Origin of the sequence: Citrobacter sp. Cb004 (assembly GCF_030337065.1) — a bacterium.
Classification (GTDB): domain Bacteria; phylum Pseudomonadota; class Gammaproteobacteria; order Enterobacterales; family Enterobacteriaceae; genus Citrobacter; species Citrobacter braakii.
Window position 1 is genome coordinate 1 of sequence record NZ_JAOWCH010000057.1, and the last position, 19,794, is coordinate 19,794.

Genomic DNA, 19,794 nt, shown 5'->3' on the forward strand with positions numbered 1-19,794 from the left:
TGGACTGACCCCATAAAGTTGGACAGTTCATGTTAAGCGGCTTTCAGAGCCTGGGTTCGGTATTCTACCGGACTCAGGCCTTTTAATTTCAGGCTTATTCGTTCGTTGTTGTAGTAATGGATATAGCTCTCTATCGCTTTCCTTAGTTCGCTGACACTGCTGAACTGACTCAGATAAAAACATTCCGATTTCAGCGTCCCGAAGAAGTTCTCCATCACCGCATTGTCCAGACAGTTACCTTTACGCGACATACTCTGCGTCATGCCCTTCGCCTTTAACCTGGCCTGATAACCTTCCATTCGATATTGCCAACCCTGATCCGAGTGCAGCAGCGTGCTATCTTCCGGGCTGAGCTTCAGGAACGCATCGTGCAGCATCGTATTAACCATCTCCATCACCGGCCTTTCCGACAGGCTGTAGGAGATAATCTCCCGGTTAAACAGGTCAAGAACCGGTGACAGGTACAGCTTTTTACCCTGTACCGAGAACTCAGTAACATCTGTCACCCATTTTTCGTTGGCTTTTGACGCGCCGAAGTTCCGGTTCAGTATATTGGGCGCTGCCCTGCCAGTTTCGCCTTTCCAGGAACGATATTTCTTCACCCTTATCAGGGACCGGAGCGACAGCTCTGCCATCAGTCGTTGCACTGTTTTATGGTTCACCAGCAGCCCCTGTTTTTTCAGCGAGAGCGTGATCCTGCGGTAGCCATAACGTCCTTTGTGATAGTGGTAAATCTCTCTTATTTTATCTTTCAGTCCGGCATGCCTGTCCATGCGCTTTAGCGCGTTCATATTGTGATACCACGTGCTGCGGGACATACCCGCGGCACGCAGAAGATCACTGAGCGCATACTCCAGCCTTAGCTCACTGATTATTGCGGCTTTTTGCCGTTTTTCTCGCTTTGAACTAAGGCCTTCAGCTTTTTTAGGTAGGCATTCTCTGCACGCAGGTAACGGAGTTCAGCCCGTAGTTCTTCGGGCGATAACGTTTCCAGTGCAGCATCGGTAAGTGGAGATGATTTTTTAGGTTTTTTCATGTCCTTGCTCCGGCCCTGTTTTATCCTCAGAAGTCCTTTCTCACCAGCATCCTGGTAAACATTAACCCAGTGCCGGACAACGGTTTCGGTTGAGATATTAAACCGTGCGGCGGCCTCGCGCATGGAAAGTTCTTCAGCGAGTACAGTCCGGACTACAGCAATACGGAACGACGGTGAATGGCGGTCATTTTTCCAGGTAATACCATCAATACCGTGAAGTTGCCAGGCTCTTACCCAGCGTCGCACCGATGTTCTTTCAACACCAAAACGTTCAGCGGTACGATGTGTGCCATCGAGTCCGGCAAGGTAATGATTAACTACAGCTAATCTGGTTTCGAGGGAATATTTTGGCTTTGCCATAAAAAACTGCACCTTAGTCAGTTGGGTGTCCAACTTTTGGGGTGCAGTCCATAACACGGGCAGCGATCAACAATTCTCATTGTCCATGAGCATACCGCTGGACAAATGGTTACCTGGAGCACATGTCAGTTATAGCAATAACAACAGTAATGACGGTCGTTCTTTGAATAGTGTGGCGCTTAACGGTACGGCACTGAAAGATAATAATCTCAGCTATAACCTGCAACAAAGTCACGGTAATCAGGGGCAAGGCTATGGTGGAAATGCCTCTATGAGCTACCGCACCAGCAAAGGAACGATCAATGGGGGTTGGAGCTACGGTCATGACTATCAACGATTGAACTATGGTATTCAAGGAGCAATGGTTCTTCACCCTTATGGGGTGACGCTTGCACAATCGCTTGGTGATGCTTCAATTCTGATTCGCGCTCCCGAGACTGAAGGACTTGGTGTAAACCGTGGCAACGCTATTTACACCGACTGGCGGGGTTATTCCATCGTACCTTATGCTTCAGCGTTTCAACGCAACCGGGTAGCGATCAATCCACAAACGTTACCGGCAGATGCTGAAATCCAGGATCCCGTACAGGAAGTGATCCCCACTGAAGGCGCGATGGTCGTCGCTAATTTTTCCCCGCGCCTCGGTCAAAGAATGCTACTGACGCTAACACATGCGGGCAAAGACATACCCTTTGGGGCGGTTGTCACCTCCGATGATGGTCAATTTTCTACGCTAGTTGGACAACATGGACAGGCTTATCTCTCCGGTACACAGGCTAATCAAACCTGGCTGGTTAAATGGGGTAAATCCGCTAATCAATCCTGTCGAATTGTTTTATTGCCGACGCTTTTTCACGATGTGAAAAACGCGACTCAACTATTAATTACATCTCTCAATTGCGATTAACATTATGAAAATACCAAGAAAAACCAACATGCGCCGAAAAATATTACTTCTTTTATTTTTAGCCAGTATTTTCCCTTGGTCACTTTGCCATGCTGAATGTAACTTCAGTAACGGTGGACCCGCAACAGTTGCATTCGAGAATTTAACTCTGGGAACATCACTTGATAAAAATACTCCTGTTAATACCATTCTGTATGATAATTATCAACACTCTACAATCTCAGGCAATATAGTTTGTGATTCTGGCACTCAGAACTATAGCGAAGGATTTGCGACACTCCCTGCCCCTCAGGTGGGTGGCGATGTTTGTTTGTATAAATTACTACTCACTGATGGCTCAGACTCTGGCTTAGGAATTAAAATCTACTACGATCTAAAATCGTCTTATAATAAACCAAGCACCTACTGTTTAGAATACCCGAAAAGACGAAGCATTGCACATGCAGGGAATAGTTTCACTACACAGGGAAACTTCAGAATTATTGTGCAAGTTATCGGTGAACTACATAGTGGTACTATTGACTTTTCACGCTTTAGTGATGTGGGGATCTCGTGGGATGATCTCCTTGGCTTTTCTATGGTTTTTAGTAATACGTTTCTGGATATAAAGGCACTTACGTGTAATATTAATACACCTGATATTCCTGTCTCCTTATCTCCAGCTTCTGGTATCAATGCAGAAACCACCTTTAAAGGAATTAACTCCACCTCTACCCCCGTAGATTTTAATATTGACCTCACCTGTGATGAAGGGACTAGCGTAGCATTACGTTTCGAAGGTAATACGCAAAATGGGAGTAGTAAAGTATTAAAATTGACAGATCAAGATAATTCAGCAACAGGATTAGGGGTCCAGATACTTGATAAAAATAAGAATGCCATAACATTTAACCAACCTGATTACACGCTACAGGTGAGTGATGTGCAACAATCCCAGGTATCCCTTCCGTTTAGCGCACAGTATATTCAGACTGAAAATGAAGTAACTGGTGGTAAAGCCGACGCAGAAGCCACTTTTTATCTGTCATTTCCATAATTGTAGAGGTGGCAAATCTGCCTCAGGTTATGGGATGGTATTGCTCGGTAAACAATGAAACACTCAGACTAACGTGACGAAGGCGAGACGCTGGTGTTCGAAATGTCAATTATCTGAAGACAACAAGCAGGTGCGTTCTGGATGATTTCCCCTCAAACAGGAAGGGCTCCCTTTTGGAAGCCCTTTTACACAGCAAGCGCCGTTTTACTTAGCTCTCACTGACACTCTCTTTTTGCAATATTTTGAGCAGATCTTCCTTCAGGTGGAGTTTCTGTTTCTTAAGGCGAACAATGTCCAAACTATACCCCCGACCATCCGAACCTTCCAGTCTGGAGATCTCATGATCAAGGCTGTTGTGTTTTTCGAATAAGGACAGAAAGCGAGGGTTCTCGGATTTCAGTCGGGAAATAAGGTCTCTGTATTCTGGAAACATACTTTCTCCCTGTTAGTGGAAAAGAACGTGTATAAGAAATACACACCTCCAGAGTACCCACTTGACTTACAGAAAAATGCGAACGGGATCGAGTAAATAGTGTACAGAATGGTTGTGAAGAGGATTACAGATACGGCTCCCCATTCGGAGAGCCGTAAAGGGAGTGATTAACGCATCTCGCGGTCGTCAACGTACTGACGTTTATCCGGCGCTGGCGGGAAGTACTGATACAGCCAGGTTTCACTGATGGCGTCGCCCTGACAACGCAGGAACATACGCATATCTACCGGATCGGTTGAGTCAGAGGTCGGATACCAGTCAAACTGAATGCGATAACCGTCGATAGGTTCCACGTAAAGGATCTCAATCTGTTTCGCTTCACCGCTGGAGAGCGTAATCACCGGTTCAATACCCTTCGGCGCTGCGGCTTTTAGATCGCCACCGACGAAATCAACAGCAAAACGTCGCGCCCATTTTTCCGGGTAGTGCTCGCCCGGCGCCCATCCTTCCGGGAAGCCGCCCATGCCTGTTCGGGTCGCCATCACGCGAGCCAGCGGTGAACGCACCGGCGGCTGTGCGCTCCAGTACAGGCGATATTTGAATTCCAGATCATCGCCCGCTTTGATCGACCTTTCAGGCTGCCAGAAGCAGACGACGTTATCCAGCGTTTCGCCGGTCGTCGGGATCTCCATCAGGCCGATAGTCCCCTTGCCCCACTGGTTACGCGGTTCGACCCACAGGCTCGGACGCTTGTTGTACCAGCCCATGATATCCTGGTAATGGGAGAAGTCGCGATCGAGCTGTAGCAAGCCAAACCCTTTCGGGTTGTTATCGGTATAGGCGTTGAACTGCAGTTTTTGCGGGTTATTCAGCGGGCGGCAGATCCACTCGCCATTGCCCCGCCACATCGCCAGACGGTCGGAATCATGAATTTGCGGGTGTATGGTGTCACACATCCGACGTTCGTTGTTGCCGCAGCTAAACATGCTGGTCATCGGTGCAATACCGAGCTGCTTGATGTCTTTGCGCGCATAGATGTGGTTTTGTACATCCATGATCACCTGCGTTTTCTCGCAGTGGATCACGAACTTAAATGCGCCGGTTACGCTGGGGCTGTCGAGAAGCGCATACACGGTAAAGGAGGTTGCGCCCGGTTTGACCGTTTCGAACCAGAAAGAGGTGAAATCAGGAAACTCTTCTTTGCTGTCGGTGTAGGTATCTACCGCCAGACCGCGGGCCGATAAACCGTACTGATAGGTGTCATCCACGGCGCGGAAATAGCTGGCACCCAGGAAAGAAACGATATCGCGACGGGCTAATTCTGGCGCTTTAAACACGCGGAACCCGGCGAACCCGAGGTCAGTCTGCCCTTCCAGCTGTTTGGTATCCACACCCGCATCATTGTATTTAAACAGTTCCGGGCGGAAGTGGATTTCGCGCGCCATATGCGTGCTGCCATCAACCGAGAACATGCGTACGCGGCGACGGAAGCCCATTCCCACGTGGAAGAACTGCGCATCAAGCTGACGATTTTCAACATTGTTCCACAGAGACTGCTCTGCGTCATATTGAATGCTGTTGTAGGCCTGAGGCGTCAGTTTGGCCAGCGTGTCAGGTAACGCGCGCGGTGCGCCGCCCCAGGGCTTCTGTGCTAAGTCATGGGCCATCGATTGCAGAACGGAAAAATCAAAACGTACGGTTTTTCCGTCTGCAATGTCAGACTCTGCCGCAAAGGCGGCGCTGGAAAAGAGTGATGCAATACCACTGGTTCCGCACACGGCGGCCATTGCCATTGAACCTTTAATAAATCGTCTGCGATTCATGCCTGAAAGTGAGTCCTTCTGGTCGTGTAAATGGTCCCGCGCCGGCCATAATCAGCGGCAAGAGAGTGCACATTTCTGACCGCTCACTCTAGACAAAATTCATTAATAATCCAATTGTTGGTCGCCGATTATCTGTACAAAATCGAAAATATTTTATGTCGATGGGAACAGACCGAATCCCATGTAAATTCAATTAAAGTAAACCACACCGCCGTTTACTGCGATCTTGCGCCTCCTGATACAGCGCAAACTCATCATAAACCGCACACCCCAGCGCCTGTTCAAACGCGTCGCGGCTGGAATTACCGTGGCTACGGGCCTGAGTTTCATTCCCCAGATTAGACTGGAAAATCCCCGCGGCGCTCACCGGTAAAAAATCTTCGTAGGTAATGGGCTGAGCAACCAGCCAGCCTCGCTCAATGAGCGGCTGCGGGTCGTCATCCGGGCGAATCGCCTGTCGATGCGCCTCGCCCGACGGCGTCAACCGGTAGCGGAACCAGGCAAGTCCCTGCTGGCGCAGCAGAAATTCGCTGTCCGGGAATGCTTTGAACACCTCCTGCAAATGCAGCTGATGTGTCAGGTTGTCTTTTCCCGTTCCCGCTTTATTCAGCAATTCGTCGTACAATGCTCTGCCTTTCGGCGTCAGGGCCACGCCGCGCTGTTCGATTTCACCAAAACGCGCCGTGTGAGTGCCACGCATTTCACCGGCAAATAACACCGGCTCTTCCAGCGCTTTAAAACTGGTCTGGCGCAATAAAATGGGCACCTCACGGCGCGGCGGCCCTTCAATCAGTATTTTGGGTTCAATGCCACACTCCGGCATCATCGACTGAACCCGGTCGATATCCAGCGTACGCGGCGTCAGATGGTTGATATGACACCCAGGGAAACACACCACATCAGCAATCAGCCGGTGCTCATTGTGCAATGCGTGATAGGTCGCCTCATCGACCGTGGCATGCTGATGCCAGCGGAAAGTTTCCAGCGCTTCTTGCACAAACTCCTGCGCCTGCTCAGGCGTAAAACTGCCCTGCACATCAAACTCATCCAGCAGTTCGTGACAACGACGGGTGAAAATATCGCGTTTCGCGAGGATCTCCGCGGCTTTTTGCCGTAGCGCGGCGTTTTCGATTAATTCGAGCCGCAATAACGAGGTGAATACCCGAAACGGGTTGCGCGAAAGCGACGCATCGTCAATGGGACGAAACGCGGTGGAATGCACGGGAACACCGGCCTGGGAGAGATCGTAATAACTCACCGGATACATGCCCATAATGGCAAACATCCGGCGTAGCGTAGAAAGCTCCTGCGCAGTGCCCACCCGAATGGCGCCGTGGCGCTCAACGTTTAGCCGGGCCAGCTCATCTGCATTCGCCAGTTTTTCATGCAGCGTAGGATTATTTTCCAGTACCGCCAGATTCACATCAGCGACAAGTTCCAGCAACGTGCCATATTGCGGAACTTCCTGCTGGTACATTGCTGACATTGCCTGCGAAAATTGTTCCCGAATCTCATCTGCCGTGATGGTGTTCGCCATAATGTCATGCCTCCAGTGAATATTACCTGGAGTGTAGAAAACGCCGCTGACTCCGGTGGGAAGAATTTACAAAGTGTGACCCCGCGTAAATTTCCCACCCCTACAGACGGTGAACAGAACCTACTGGCGTGGTTTTAAATGACTTTCCAGCCAGGGCAACATCTGTTTTTTACGGCTGAGCATCCCCTCCACCTTACAGGGCTGCGGGATGTCTGACAGCGCTGTACCGGTAAACCACAGGCTGGTGTCGCCCAGATTAATATCGGTGAGCATCAGTACAACCAGCGCGGCATTCTTTTCCTCTGCATAGCGCGCCATTTCCAGACGGAGATCGTCCAGCACCGCATCCACCTGTTGCAGCGCATACAGTTCAAGCTGCGCCACACACACCGAATGTCCATGAATGGTGAAGGTTTTAATGTCTTTCTGCAGAAGCTCGCGGGCGCTCATGCCTTCCACGCTTGTTTTAGCAAACAGCAGGTCGCGACTAAACGCCTCGAGATCCACACCGGTTTTTTGGGCCAGGGCCTCCACCGCCAGACGATCGTCAGAGGTGGTTGTTGGCGAACGAAGCGTGACAGTGTCACTCAATGCGGCACCCAGCAATAAAACGGCCTCAGCGGCAGACAACTGGCTGCGCTCCTCTTCCGTCATCAGTTGCCATAACAGCGTCGCGCTGCTGCCAACTGGCTTCACCCACACTTCTGGTGGCAGACGAGTGACTAATCCACCGAGTCGGTGATGATCGATAATTCCCACGACGTTACTTTCTGCCAGCGATGCCGGCCCCTGGGCAGGCTCGGTGAAATCGACCAGCCACACATCACGATCGGTCAGTTCAAACGTCAGCCGTTCGGGCATCGTCAGTCCCGCATGCTCAAAGATAAATTGCGTTTCGCGGTTAGGTTCGCCCAGACGCCATGCCGTCGCCTGCTGGCCACGTAAAGTAAGCCAACGCGCCGTCATGGCGGCGGTACAAATGGCATCGCTATCGGGGTTAAGGTGCCCTATTACATCTATCATTAATCAGTGCCTTGTGAAGAGAATGGTTCAAAAGCAAACACTAACGAAAGTATATCGACTGGACGGATTCTTTCCATGATCCCACCACCCGGCTGCGCTGTACAAAACATAAGCAAAATAAATCAGTTGTAAGTAAAATAGGATAAATGTTAATAATATTTTGCTATCAAGTTATCAAAATCGAACAACTTCACTTGTCACCGATACGACTCTGTTTTTAACATCGCTTATGGAAAAAAATGTTCTGTTCAATCAGCGCATTCGCTTGCGCCACCTTCATACTTTTGTCGCCGTTGCACAGCAGGGAACGTTGGGCCGCGCGGCTGAGACCCTTAACCTGAGCCAACCAGCCCTCTCCAAAACGCTGAATGAACTGGAGCAACTGACCGGTACCCGGCTCTTTGAGCGTGGCCGTCTTGGCGCACAATTAACGCTGCCCGGAGAACAGTTTCTTACCCACGCAGTCAGAGTGCTGGATGCGCTCAACACCGCCGGACAAGCCTTAAACCAGCGCGAAGAGTCACAGACGGATGTCGTACGGATTGGCGCCTTACCCACCGCGGCCCTGGGCATTCTGCCGGCGGTCATTGGCCCGTTCCATAAGCAGCAAATGGAGACCACGCTGCAGGTTGCCACCATGAGCAATCCCATGATCCTGGCGGGTTTAAAGTCAGGGGAAATTGATCTCGGCATTGGCCGTATGGCCGATCCGGAATTGATGGTTGGTCTGAACTACGAGCTGTTATTTCTGGAATCGCTCAAACTGGTCGTGCGCCCTAACCACCCGTTGTTGCAGGAAACCATCACACTGAGTCGGGTGATGGAGTGGCCGGTGGTGGTTTCACCAAAAGGAACCGCCCCTCGCCAGCACGCAGAGGCGTTGTTGCAAAGTCAGGGCTGCAAAATGCCGCCGGGCTGTATTGAAACGCTGTCAGCATCGCTCTCCCGCCAACTGACGGTCGATTACGACTATGTGTGGTTTGTCCCTTCAGGCGCAGTTAGAGAAGATTTACGCCAGGCGACGCTGGTGTCGTTGCCGATACCCACCCACGGTGCGGGTGAACCCATCGGTATTCTTACCCGTGTCGATGTGCAGCTCTCTCAGGCCGCGCAGATCCTGATCGCCGCAATACGCAAAACTGTACCGTTTTGATGCCAAAAATTAAGGGACCATCAGGTCCCTTAATTGATTTTATTGTTAAAACGTTTGCCAGTTATCGCCACTGGCAGTTGCCGCCTGCGGGCGTGAATGGTCAGGCTTTGTCGTCACAGGCGCGCGTTTAATAGCACTTGTCCCTGTTAAACGGAATGTGCCAACAGCTTCCGTTAAGCGCGCCGCCTGCTCTTCCAGCGATGCCGCTGCGGCAGAGGCTTCTTCAACCAGCGAGGCATTTTGCTGCGTTACCTTATCCATTTCTGAAATTGCCTGGCTCACCTGGACGATACCCCGGCTCTGCTCATCAGAGGCCGCCGCAATTTCCAGCATAATGTCGGTGACGCGTTTTACCGCATCGACAATATCCGTCATCGTATTGCCCGCAGCGACCACTTCTCCGGAGCCCTGGTCAATCAGTCGGACTGATTCGCTGATCAATCCTTCAATCTCTTTTGCCGCCTGAGCGCTGCGGCTTGCCAGCGTGCGCACCTCACTGGCAACCACGGCAAACCCACGGCCCTGCTCTCCTGCCCGCGCCGCTTCAACCGCTGCGTTCAGCGCCAGAATATTGGTCTGGAAAGCAATGCTGTTAATAACGGCTGTGATTTCGGAGATTTTCTTCGAACTCGTTGAGATATTGCCCATAGTTTTGACCACGCCAGAAACCATCTGACCGCCCCGACTGGCCTTACCGGAGGCATCTTCTGCCAGCTTGCTCGCATGATGCGCGTTGTCGGCGTTTTGCTTCACCGTCGCCGTCAACTCTTCCATGCTGGCCGCCGTTTGTTCAATCGCCGCAGCCTGTTGTTCGGTACGTGAAGACAGATCGGTGTTCCCCGACGAAATCTCACTGGTACCGCGATAAATCTCTTCCGCACCCTGACGCACCGTGCCTACCGTTTTCCCCAGCGAACGTTGCATTGTTTGCAAATGGCGGCTCAGGCGACCAATTTCGCTGCGCCCGGTCGGTTCCTCCGGCATGGTCAGATCCCCCGCTGAAATTTGCTCAATGCGCTGGGCGGCACGCAACAGAGGATGAATGACGGTACGACGCAGAACAATGAACGTCATCACGGTCAGCGCCAGCGCAAGAACGAATGCGCCCAGCATAAAAGCCATACCAAGCTGTGTACGCTGATGCGCCTGTTCGCTTAACTGATTCGCCCTGGTGGTACGAATGTCGATCGCCTTTAACAGCACCTTGTTGTACGCAGAGTCCAGCGGTCTGGCCTGTTCATTTTCATGGTTGATGATCGCTTCAAACATGCCGTTTTTAGCGTACTTCAGCATCGGCTGTAAGCCGTCGGTATAGGCTTTGAAGCTGGCGCTCAGTTCAGCGTCTAACGCTTCATCGGCAGACGTTTTTACCGCGCGTGACATATAAGCATTGAAACCGTCCTGCGATTGCTTAATCCGTTTTTCTGCCTCGGCGATATTGGCCTTCATGTCATCCATTTCGGCAATACGGCTCGCCGCGCCGGCGTGGATCATGTTGATACGCGCGGTACGCAAGTGGTTAGAGCTGTTAGATAACCCCATCCTGACCTGAATCTCATCGGTCACGTCGCGCTGATCGCGATCGGCCTGCATAAGAAAATAGCTTGCCAGCCCGGAACTTAAGGCGAACAGCAGAAGGATGCCACCGAGAATGGAGGAAAACAGCGGAACCAGCCGGATTTGATGCAGAAAGCCCAGTTTATGCTGGGCTTGCATCGATGTAGTGTTGTCCATGACCGTCGACTCTCTTGTAGGGTTTATGCGTGAAAACACGCCCGTTAGATAGTCATCGGCAATCCGGGAAGTTTACTTACCGTGAAAAGCGCCGGATTCGTCACACTTTCACAACATAATTCTAAAAAATTCAGGAAAGTGCCAGCGGTGAAATCCGCTGGCCAATGAATCAGTTATCGCCAAAGTGGATAACGGTACGGATGGATTTACCCTGATGCATTAAATCGAACGCGTCGTTAATCTGCTCCAGCGGTAAACGGTGGGTAATAAACGGATCCAACTGAATTTTCCCGCTCATCGCATCTTCAACCATACCAGGAAGCTGAGTACGACCCTTCACGCCGCCAAATGCGGAACCGCGCCAGACACGCCCGGTAACCAACTGGAACGGACGCGTTTTGATCTCTTGTCCGGCTCCTGCCACGCCAATAATGATGCTTTCGCCCCATCCTTTATGGCAGCATTCCAGCGCCGCGCGCATCACGTTAACGTTACCGATACATTCGAAACTAAAGTCCACGCCGCCATCGGTAAGCTCGACAATCACATCCTGAATCGGTTTGTCGTAATCCTTCGGATTGATGAAATCGGTCGCGCCCATTTCACCTGCCAGCGTAAATTTTTCCGGATTGGTATCAACGGCCAGAATACGCCCGGCTTTCGCCTGCGCCGCGCCCTGAATCACCGCCAGGCCAATACCGCCCAGACCAAATACGGCGACGGTATCACCTTCTTTCACTTTTGCGGTGTTATGGACCGCTCCGATACCGGTGGTCACGCCACACCCCAGCAGACACACTTTGTCCAGCGGAGCCTGCGGGTTAACCTTCGCCAGAGAGATCTCCGCGCAAACGGTGTATTCGCTGAAGGTGCTGGTGCCCATATAGTGATAAATCGGCTCGCCGTTATACGAGAAACGGGTTGTGCCATCCGGCATCAGACCTTTGCCCTGGGTCGCACGTACGGCCTGACACAGGTTAGTTTTACCCGATTTACAGAACTTACACTCGCCACATTCTGCGGTGTATAGCGGGATCACATGATCGCCCGGTTTCAGGCTGGTAACGCCTTCACCCACTTCAACCACAATGCCGCCACCTTCATGGCCGAGCACCGCCGGGAAAACCCCTTCCGGATCGTCGCCTGAGAGCGTAAAAGCATCAGTATGGCACACGCCTGTGTGGGTAATTTTAACCAGCACTTCACCTTTCTTTGGCGGTGCGACATCGATTTCGACAATTTTTAACGGTTGGCCAGGGCCGAATGCAACTGCTGCACGTGATTTCATTTGTCTCTTCCCATTATTGCGAGGTGATGGTGTTATTTTAGATAAGCACGCAGAAGATGGCCGATTTCAGCCATGCGCACGGCACGCTGGTCTGGGGTTGTTTCCCCGCTGACCAGTTCGTCTTTCAGGTGGATCTCAACCATTTCGCCCATCAGGCCATTGGACGCGCCGCGCACGGCGGCAATTTGTTGCAGGATAGCCAAACACGGCTCGCCGGACTCCAGCGCGCGCTCAAGCGCATCAACCTGACCGCGAATACGGCGTACACGGGTGAGAATGCGTTTTTTATCTTCGGGTGAATGCGGCATACGCCCTCCAAATACTATAGGGGGGTATACTATCAGTCTTTTTAACTAATTGTAAAATTAATAACTTGTTATTCTTTAATGAGTTGCACAAACAGCACATTTAGACATATGTGGGCATATCACCGTGTAAAGCGGTTTTAGAGCCGCAACACCGAGCGCTTTGTCGATGTATTCTGCATCGCTGAACAGTCCGGATTTTTTCTGGAGCAGCGTAACTGGATTGTCACTCGCAAAGAACAGGCAATTGAAAGACTCATGTAATTATGATCAATACGAATACCCCCGACTACAAACCGGGGGTTTCTATTTTTTAATACGCTATATATATAATAATTAGTTACTTATTCCGTAACTGCACACTCTGGCACGCGAATTTCCTTAATAAGCCTGGAAAAACTTTTTAACGAACACATTCCCTGAATATTTTTCTCTTCACATGCAATTAATTTTAAATCAACTTTGCCGGCAGGTTTTTCTAACGACAACGGTTGTATATCCCTCATATCTCTCAGCGTCTGATAAACAAATGAAACCTGAACCCAATCAGTATTATCACTGGTTCTTTTCCACTTTTCGAATACAAGCTCCCCACCAGGAGGGGTATTATCGGGTTGACCGGGCAGCGACCAGTTAAGATCTAAAGCCCCGCTTAAATTTGCAAGATTGGTATCATGACCAGCAATAAACAACAGAGATACGGGTAATTTTATGCCATACCTGTTTTCTGTTGTACCATTTGTCAATAATGCAGTGTCTATCATATCGAGTAATGGTGTGGCTCTACTACGGGCAACTTCTGGAGTTCTTTGCAAAAGATCAAACTGAGCGTTATGCAGACTTAACAAATCTCTCCATTCTTTTTCTCCCGTAATACGCCCCCAGGCTACCTGTGGCATTCCCTGGGCCTCTTGCAACAGAAATATCTCAGTCAGCGTGGAAGAAAGACTCCAGGCACCAGGTAATGATACATTGTCAGGAGTTACCTTAAGTTCAGACGGTAAAGCCTCTGGTAATGTGCATTTCGTAGACTTCTCTGTAGTCTTACATGTCTCCGATTGTGAGAAATTTAAAACATTTTCCAGGGTCCGAAACGAAGATTGATAGAGTTGGGTATACAGTTCAATATTTCCTCCGGCCCGTTCCAGAATAGCGTTTTTAACCTTCAATGTGTTAAACGAACATTTCCCCATTTTTACCGGATTAAAAAGAGGATCAGTTTTTTCTTCATCCTTCTGATAATGCACTTGAATTTGACATTTTGGTGCTAACCCAGCCAGAAACGCCTCACCCGTTTTACGGGTGCGTTGATCCGTGTCTGCAATAACAGCAACCTGCCCTGGAGATGGGCACGTTTGATTATTCAACAGACCTTTGCTCGTGAACCATAAACGTTGATACTGACCTAATTCAGAAACAAGTTCTCCCCCACGAGGCGTTAGCCATCCTAACGGCACATCCCATTGTGGCCATTGATCGGGTGTAACATCTTTCATTATTGGAGTGAACTTCGTAGGTGCTCTTACTCCATGACGACTCACTATCACAACCCGCTCAAGTTTCATACCGTTCTGCTCTTCAGCATGTATTGAGAAAGAACCGCATAAGAGAGAAAAAAATAATAAACGAATGATGAATGTACTCATTACCAGCACCACCTTTTCGTAAGTGAAAAACAAACAACTCGTATAAGCCAGTTCGATAACTGGTTCTATCAGATAGAAATAATCCTACTCCTGAGTTCACAACAATCCAACTTTTTGAATATCAACTTTGTCTCTTATCTAAGTATTAAAGGAGCGCTAATTTAGCCGCACTGGAAAGGTATCCAAGGTTATGGAATCGTTGGCAATTTACAACGTCCTGTCATTGAAAGGATAATTGATCCGGTATAAATAAGGTGGGCAGAAGCCTTGTTTGACTATCAATTTACCCGCAGCAAATCACTGTATCTCGTTGTATAACGTGGTGAAAGCATGTCTCGCTTCATCGCCCACGGCTGCTGTATCCCTTGCCCGGCAAAGTAGAGCGTTCCTTTCCCCTTTTCAGCATTAAGAGTATCCAGTAGGTCCATCAATTTATCGCTGTTACGCCGCGGGGCGTTATTATCAAAAAGATTCAACTGTGCAACGCCAGAGCTAAAAAAATCCCCCAGCATAACGCCCGCTTTTTGATAACGTAGCCCCTCTCGCCAAACGGCGTCCAGGCTGCGCGTGGCTGCTGTAATAATGTCCCGGCTATCCTGAGTTGGCGTCAGCAGTTTTATCGATGCGCTGTTACCGTAATAAGGTTCATTCAGGGCAAACGGACTGGTTTTGATAAACGTAGAGATAAACCGGCAGTACTGGTGTTCTCTGCGCAGCTTTTCCGCAGCACGTGAAGCATAGGTGCAAATGGCCTCTCTCATGGCGTTGTAATCCGTGAGTTTTTCACCAAACGATCTTGAGCAGATAATTTCCTGCTTATCCGGCGCAAACTCTTCCAGCGCCAGACAAGGTTCACCACGCAATTCCCGGACGGTTCGCTCAAGCACGACGCTGAAATGTTTACGAATGAAGCGAATATCGGTATCCGCCAGGTCGAGAACCGTTTTAATACCCATAACGTCCAGTTTTTTGCCGATACGGCGTCCGATGCCCCAGACTTCATCAACCGGGAGTGCTGCCATCAGCTTACGCTGGCGTTCAATATTTGAGAGATCCACGACTCCGCCCGTCTGTTCCTGCCACTTTTTGGCCGCATGGTTCGCCAGTTTGGCCAGGGTTTTGGTCTGAGCGATACCGACCCCAACCGTGAGACGTGTTTTCTGCAAAATGGTTGCTCTGATTTCCTGACCAAAATCCGTAAGATCCCTGCAGTTTCGCACGCCCGTTAAATCACAAAAGGCTTCATCAATACTGTATATCTCCACGCGTGGCGACAACTCCTCCAGAATCGACATCACCCTGCTGCTCATATCCGCATACAGTTCGTAGTTCGAACTAAAACAGAACACGCCATAGCGCCTGAACAGATCTTTCTGTTTGAAGTACGGAGCGCCCATATTAACGCCAAGCGCCTTTGCCTCTACGCTGCTGGCAATAACGCAGCCATCGTTGTTTGAAAGAACGACAACGGGCTTCCCTTTCAGATCAGGCCGGAATGCCGACTCACAGCTGGCATAAAACGCGTTAACATCCACCAGTGCAAACATCATCAGCCCGCTGCTTTAATGATAAATGTCACCACGCCAAATATATCCAGCGTGTCCTCGCTGCTAATCATGATCGGCGCGTAGGCGCTGTTCTCTGGCTTCAGCATCACAACCGGATGTAATTGCAGGCGTTTAACGGTGAATTCGCCCTCAACGGCGGCAATAACGATGTCTCCATGGGCAGGTTTTCTGGCGCTGTCGACAATCAGTAAATCGCCCTCGCCGATCCCTGCCCCCCTCATAGAGTCGCCAGATGATTTAACAAAATAGGTTGCGCTGGGATGCCGTACCAGCAGGTCATTGAGGTCGATACGTTTCTCAACGTAGTCCTGTGCAGGAGATGGAAAACCGCAGGGCACAAGATCGCTAAATAACGGAAAGTGTTTAATTTCGCGGCGTTCCGCAGGCTGGAAAAACAACATAATAATCTGCCTCTCATTTACTGTGTTTATATACAGTAGTTTTAATAAGAGCAGCAATCAAGTAGCGAGTGTGATGAACTGGACGTTGTTTAACCATCTTGTCGGTAAGTTTTTATGATGTCTGGAAAAATAATCGGCTAAAAAAATACCCCGCATTTGCGGGGCATTACATCAGGAGCGTTTTCGCGGCATCATGCGCAGCAGCGTATTGTCCTTCCAGAAATAGTGGTGCATCAGGGCCGCAGCGGCATGCAGAGCAATAACAAAATAGCCCAGATTTGCCAGCGTCACGTGCCAGGACTTCAGCATATCCACTACATCAAAATTGGCCTCTGCCGCATGCGGCATAACGATGCCGAATGCAATCCACGGGTTACCCCGGTTGTACATCATCACCAGTCCAATAATCGGCAGAACAATAAACAGCAGATAGATAACCAGATGCCCCAGATGCGCCATTCCGGTCATCATCGGCTTCGGTTTTGGCACAATCGGCGGTGCCGGATATTTTAGCCTGACCAGCAGACGCGCCACCATCAGCGTTAAAATAGTGATGCCACAGGATACGTGCACCATGTTAAATAAGGGACGATAGCTGCGCGGGAAAAATCCGCGAAACTCCATAGCGCTGTAGGCCACAATGACCAACAAAAAGACCAGCCAGTGAATGCCAATTTGCAGGCCAGAATACTTATTCCCCATAACACTTCCTGAATAAAAACAATAATGCGTCACCATAACGGGCTTTTGTTAAAAATTCATTAACTTTTGCTCACCCGGCTTATTCGTACGCGGGATAAATTTATCAGGCTCTCGCCTTCCGGCGGAGATTCGCCTCCACCGTCTTTCATTTCCCGCGAATTCAATACGTCGTGAGTCTCTCCCCGTTTTCAATTCATTAACTATGTTATAGCTAACCTTTGCCACTGAGGGAGCATAGTAATGGAAGCACTGAGTCGTGAAGCGTTAGAAAACATGATGGAGCAAGCCGTTGCCCACGCGGCCACCTTCTCATGCTGGCCGCAGGGTGAAGCCCCCGGAGCAAAAAACAGCGATGCGGTATTCACGCCTGAACCCCGGCATACCGGAACGTCTGCTTATGATCGTGCGGTAACCGGCATTCGTGCACCAGAAATTACCGTTTACGCCCCTGCAAAACCTAACGGCACAGGGATCCTTGTTACCCCTGGCGGCTCTTATCGTCGCGTGGTGATGGATAAAGAAGGCAGCGCACTGGCACCGTTCTTTAACGCTCACGGTTATACCCTGTTTGTGATGACCTACCGCATGCCGGGCGATGGTCACGAGGAAGGCGCAAATGCGCCGCTGGCCGATGCCCAACGCGCCATGCGCTACATTCGCGCCAACGCTCATGAATGGAAAATCAACCCTGACCGTATCGGCGTGTTGGGCTTCTCCTCCGGGGGACACGTGGCCGCCAGTCTGGGAACCCGGTTTGACGAATCGGTTTATACGCCGATTGATAGCATAGACGAACAATCTGCGCGCCCTGCTTTTATGGCGCTGGTGTACCCGGTGATCACCCTGCGCGAAGATATCGGTCACCCAGGCTCTCGCCTTGAGCTGGTTGGCGCAACGCCCGAAAAGGAAGACCTGCAGCGCTATTCTCTTGAAGAGCGAGTGGATAACACAACGCCGCCGACGTTCTTGCTACACGCCATTGACGATCCGACGGTGAAGGTGGAAAACAGCCTGGTCTTCTTTAATGCGCTACGTAGGCCAGGGGTTTCGGTCGAAATGCATCTGTTTGAACGCGGTAAGCACGGATTTGGTATTCGCGATGCGCAGGGATTGCCGCTGGCCATCTGGCCGGAATTGATGATGAACTGGATCGCCAGCAAAGTGTGAGAATTGCGCCGGGTGGCGTACAGGCTCACCCGGCGAAAACTTAGGACTGCAGATACACCACCTGCGTTTGCAGATATTCGTTCAGACCGTGTTTACCGTCAGCCCCGCCAATCCCGGACTTGCGCCAGCCAGCATGAAAGCCCTGCATCGCCTCGAAGTTTTCACGATTAATATAGGTTTCGCCAAACTTCAGCCCTTTGATCGCCTTCATCGCCGTATTCAGATTCTGCGTATAGATCGATGAGGTCAGACCGTAATCGCTGTCATTGGCCATCGTCAGCGCCTGTTCCAGCGTATCAAACGCTACTACCGGCAGCACTGGACCAAACGTCTCCTCGTGCATAATCGCCATCTCCTGGCGCACGTCTAACAGTAACGTCGGTGGATAGTAATACCCTTTGCCGGAAACGGCCTTACCGCCCAGCACCACTCTGGCGCCTTCCTGCACCGCTCGTGCAACTTTCTGCTCTACACGCTCCAGCGCAGCGGCGTTAATCAGCGGCCCCATCGCAATATCATTGCGCTCAGCCGGATTGCCAAACTGCACGGCTTTCATCGCCTCGCCCAGACGATTGACGAATTGGTCATAAATACCTTTCTGAACGTACACGCGCTCAGCACAGTTGCATACCTGTCCGGTGTTGATCACCCGCGAGTCAACAATTGCCTTTACGGCCAGTTCAAGATCGGCATCATCCATCACGATAGCCGGGGCCTTACCGCCCAACTCCAGACAAACTTTGGTGATATTTTTAGCCGCCGCAGCCATAATTTTCTCACCCGCCCCGACGCTACCGGTCATGCTCACCATGGCCACCTTCGGGTTTGCGGCCAGCGCCTGACCGACCGTTTCACCACGTCCCAGCACCAGATTAAATACGCCGCGCGGCAAGCCAATATCATCAACAATTTTGGCAAAGGCGATGGCGTTATTCGGTGTAAATTCACTCGGCTTAATGACAATGGTATTACCCGTCAACAGTGCGGGAGCCAGTTTGCGGGCAATCAGGAAAAATGGAAAGTTCCACGGCAGAATGCCCGTAGTCACGCCCAAAGCGCGCTTAAACAGCAGAATATTCTCGCCCGGACGATCGCTTTGCAGGATCTCGCCTTCATAGCGACGCGCCCACTCCGCCATATAATCGATATAGTCGGCGGTAAACGAGACTTCGACCTCAGCCAGTTGCTGTATTTTTCCACCCTCCGCCACAATCAGCGCGCTGATTTCACTGGCTCGCTGACGGATACCCGCAGAAATTTTGCGTAACCAGTTCGCCCGTTCAATGGCGGGCAGCGCTTCCCATTGCGGCTGAGCGCGCTGTGCAGCATCGATCGCTTTACACGCATCCTCGGCACGTCCATCGGGAATACGCGAGATCACCTCTTCCGTGGCAGGATTGACGACATCAATCCAGGCATCATCGTGCCAGGTCACAAACTGCCCATCGATATACATAGGATGTTGTACGGGTACTGACATGCGGCTCTCCTGTGATTGATTTGTTTTTAACAAGTAAAACTATTGTTAATTAATATCAATCATGCAGGTCGTATTATGGCTGGAGTGGCTGTTCTGTGAGCGGCTTCATAAAAGCGTCTGGCAAAGTGATGATGAAGGGAAAAAACAGGTGTGATTTTTGCCCGTTTGCCGCAAAACGCCGACAAACGGGCAACA

General features: G+C 50.5%; 17 protein-coding genes. 4 read left to right on the plus strand and 13 right to left on the minus strand.

Annotation, left to right across the window (positions count from 1 at the left end; translation table 11 throughout):
- Positions 1-32: 32 nt before the first annotated feature.
- Positions 33-1,396, minus strand: a protein-coding gene (locus tag OGV65_RS12080) for an IS3 family transposase (RefSeq protein ID WP_155849795.1) whose coding sequence is annotated in 2 segments (ribosomal slippage) — positions 33-919 and positions 919-1,396 — 1,365 coding nt in all. Because the reading frame shifts where the segments join, the coding sequence is not laid out codon by codon here.
- A 25-nt stretch (positions 1,397-1,421) separates the two neighbouring features.
- On the opposite strand from OGV65_RS12080, the gene OGV65_RS12085 reads away from it, so the two are divergent.
- Entirely contained in the window at positions 1,422-2,303 is an 882-nt protein-coding gene (locus OGV65_RS12085; protein WP_286454997.1) for a fimbria/pilus outer membrane usher protein, read from the plus strand.
- A 4-nt stretch (positions 2,304-2,307) separates the two neighbouring features.
- Positions 2,308-3,339 (plus strand): fimbrial protein, encoded by a 1,032-nt coding sequence (locus OGV65_RS12090; RefSeq protein ID WP_286454998.1) that lies wholly within the window; start codon positions 2,308-2,310, stop codon positions 3,337-3,339.
- Between the two features lie 208 nt (positions 3,340-3,547).
- Here the strand turns inward: OGV65_RS12090 and OGV65_RS12095 are convergent, their stop codons facing one another.
- The 4 genes from OGV65_RS12095 to OGV65_RS12110 form a co-directional block, all read right to left on the minus strand.
- Entirely contained in the window at positions 3,548-3,772 is a 225-nt protein-coding gene (locus OGV65_RS12095; RefSeq protein ID WP_003833168.1) for an HP1242/YdcH family protein, read from the minus strand.
- 167 nt (positions 3,773-3,939) lie between these two features.
- On the minus strand, positions 3,940-5,595 hold the full coding sequence (locus OGV65_RS12100; RefSeq protein WP_029139548.1) for a glucan biosynthesis protein D: 1,656 nt from the start codon (positions 5,593-5,595) through the stop codon (positions 3,940-3,942).
- A gap of 193 nt (positions 5,596-5,788) precedes the next feature.
- Positions 5,789-7,132: a 2-oxoadipate dioxygenase/decarboxylase HglS gene (gene hglS / locus OGV65_RS12105; protein ID WP_016156596.1), complete on the minus strand. Its 1,344-nt coding sequence runs from the start codon at positions 7,130-7,132 to the stop codon at positions 5,789-5,791.
- Between the two features lie 120 nt (positions 7,133-7,252).
- On the minus strand, positions 7,253-8,155 hold the full coding sequence (locus OGV65_RS12110) for a manganese-dependent inorganic pyrophosphatase (protein WP_286454999.1): 903 nt from the start codon (positions 8,153-8,155) through the stop codon (positions 7,253-7,255).
- A 229-nt stretch (positions 8,156-8,384) separates the two neighbouring features.
- Between OGV65_RS12110 and pcaQ the strand changes: the two genes are divergently transcribed.
- Entirely contained in the window at positions 8,385-9,308 is a 924-nt protein-coding gene (gene pcaQ / locus OGV65_RS12115) for a pca operon transcription factor PcaQ (RefSeq protein WP_003020288.1), read from the plus strand.
- A gap of 45 nt (positions 9,309-9,353) precedes the next feature.
- On the opposite strand, the gene OGV65_RS12120 is transcribed toward pcaQ, so the two are convergent.
- The 7 genes from OGV65_RS12120 to cybB all read right to left on the minus strand — a co-directional run bounded on the left by OGV65_RS12120 (position 9,354) and on the right by cybB (position 16,952).
- Positions 9,354-11,042: a methyl-accepting chemotaxis protein gene (locus OGV65_RS12120; protein WP_286455000.1), complete on the minus strand. Its 1,689-nt coding sequence runs from the start codon at positions 11,040-11,042 to the stop codon at positions 9,354-9,356.
- A 169-nt stretch (positions 11,043-11,211) separates the two neighbouring features.
- Entirely contained in the window at positions 11,212-12,330 is a 1,119-nt protein-coding gene (locus OGV65_RS12125) for an S-(hydroxymethyl)glutathione dehydrogenase/class III alcohol dehydrogenase (protein WP_016153173.1), read from the minus strand.
- Between the two features lie 32 nt (positions 12,331-12,362).
- Complete coding sequence (locus OGV65_RS12130) at positions 12,363-12,638, minus strand: metal/formaldehyde-sensitive transcriptional repressor (RefSeq protein ID WP_003833178.1); 276 nt, start codon at positions 12,636-12,638, stop codon at positions 12,363-12,365.
- 341 nt (positions 12,639-12,979) lie between these two features.
- Positions 12,980-14,281 carry an AppA family phytase/histidine-type acid phosphatase gene (locus OGV65_RS12135; RefSeq protein WP_200079969.1) on the minus strand — a complete coding sequence of 434 codons (1,302 nt, stop codon included), beginning with the start codon at positions 14,279-14,281 and terminating at the stop codon, positions 12,980-12,982.
- A 278-nt stretch (positions 14,282-14,559) separates the two neighbouring features.
- Positions 14,560-15,828 carry a Y-family DNA polymerase gene (locus OGV65_RS12140; RefSeq protein WP_029139549.1) on the minus strand — a complete coding sequence of 423 codons (1,269 nt, stop codon included), beginning with the start codon at positions 15,826-15,828 and terminating at the stop codon, positions 14,560-14,562.
- A gap of 2 nt (positions 15,829-15,830) precedes the next feature.
- On the minus strand, positions 15,831-16,250 hold the full coding sequence (locus OGV65_RS12145; protein ID WP_016153176.1) for a translesion error-prone DNA polymerase V autoproteolytic subunit: 420 nt from the start codon (positions 16,248-16,250) through the stop codon (positions 15,831-15,833).
- Positions 16,251-16,421: 171 nt separating this feature from the next.
- Positions 16,422-16,952: a cytochrome b561 gene (gene cybB / locus OGV65_RS12150; protein WP_019076843.1), complete on the minus strand. Its 531-nt coding sequence runs from the start codon at positions 16,950-16,952 to the stop codon at positions 16,422-16,424.
- Between the two features lie 240 nt (positions 16,953-17,192).
- On the opposite strand from cybB, the gene OGV65_RS12155 reads away from it, so the two are divergent.
- The gene (locus OGV65_RS12155; RefSeq protein ID WP_279265767.1) at positions 17,193-18,119 is read left to right on the plus strand and encodes an alpha/beta hydrolase; all 927 of its coding nucleotides are present in this window, start codon (positions 17,193-17,195) and stop codon (positions 18,117-18,119) included.
- Positions 18,120-18,159: 40 nt separating this feature from the next.
- On the opposite strand, the gene aldA is transcribed toward OGV65_RS12155, so the two are convergent.
- Positions 18,160-19,599: an aldehyde dehydrogenase gene (gene aldA, locus OGV65_RS12160; RefSeq protein ID WP_016153178.1), complete on the minus strand. Its 1,440-nt coding sequence runs from the start codon at positions 19,597-19,599 to the stop codon at positions 18,160-18,162.
- Positions 19,600-19,794: the final 195 nt, after the last annotated feature.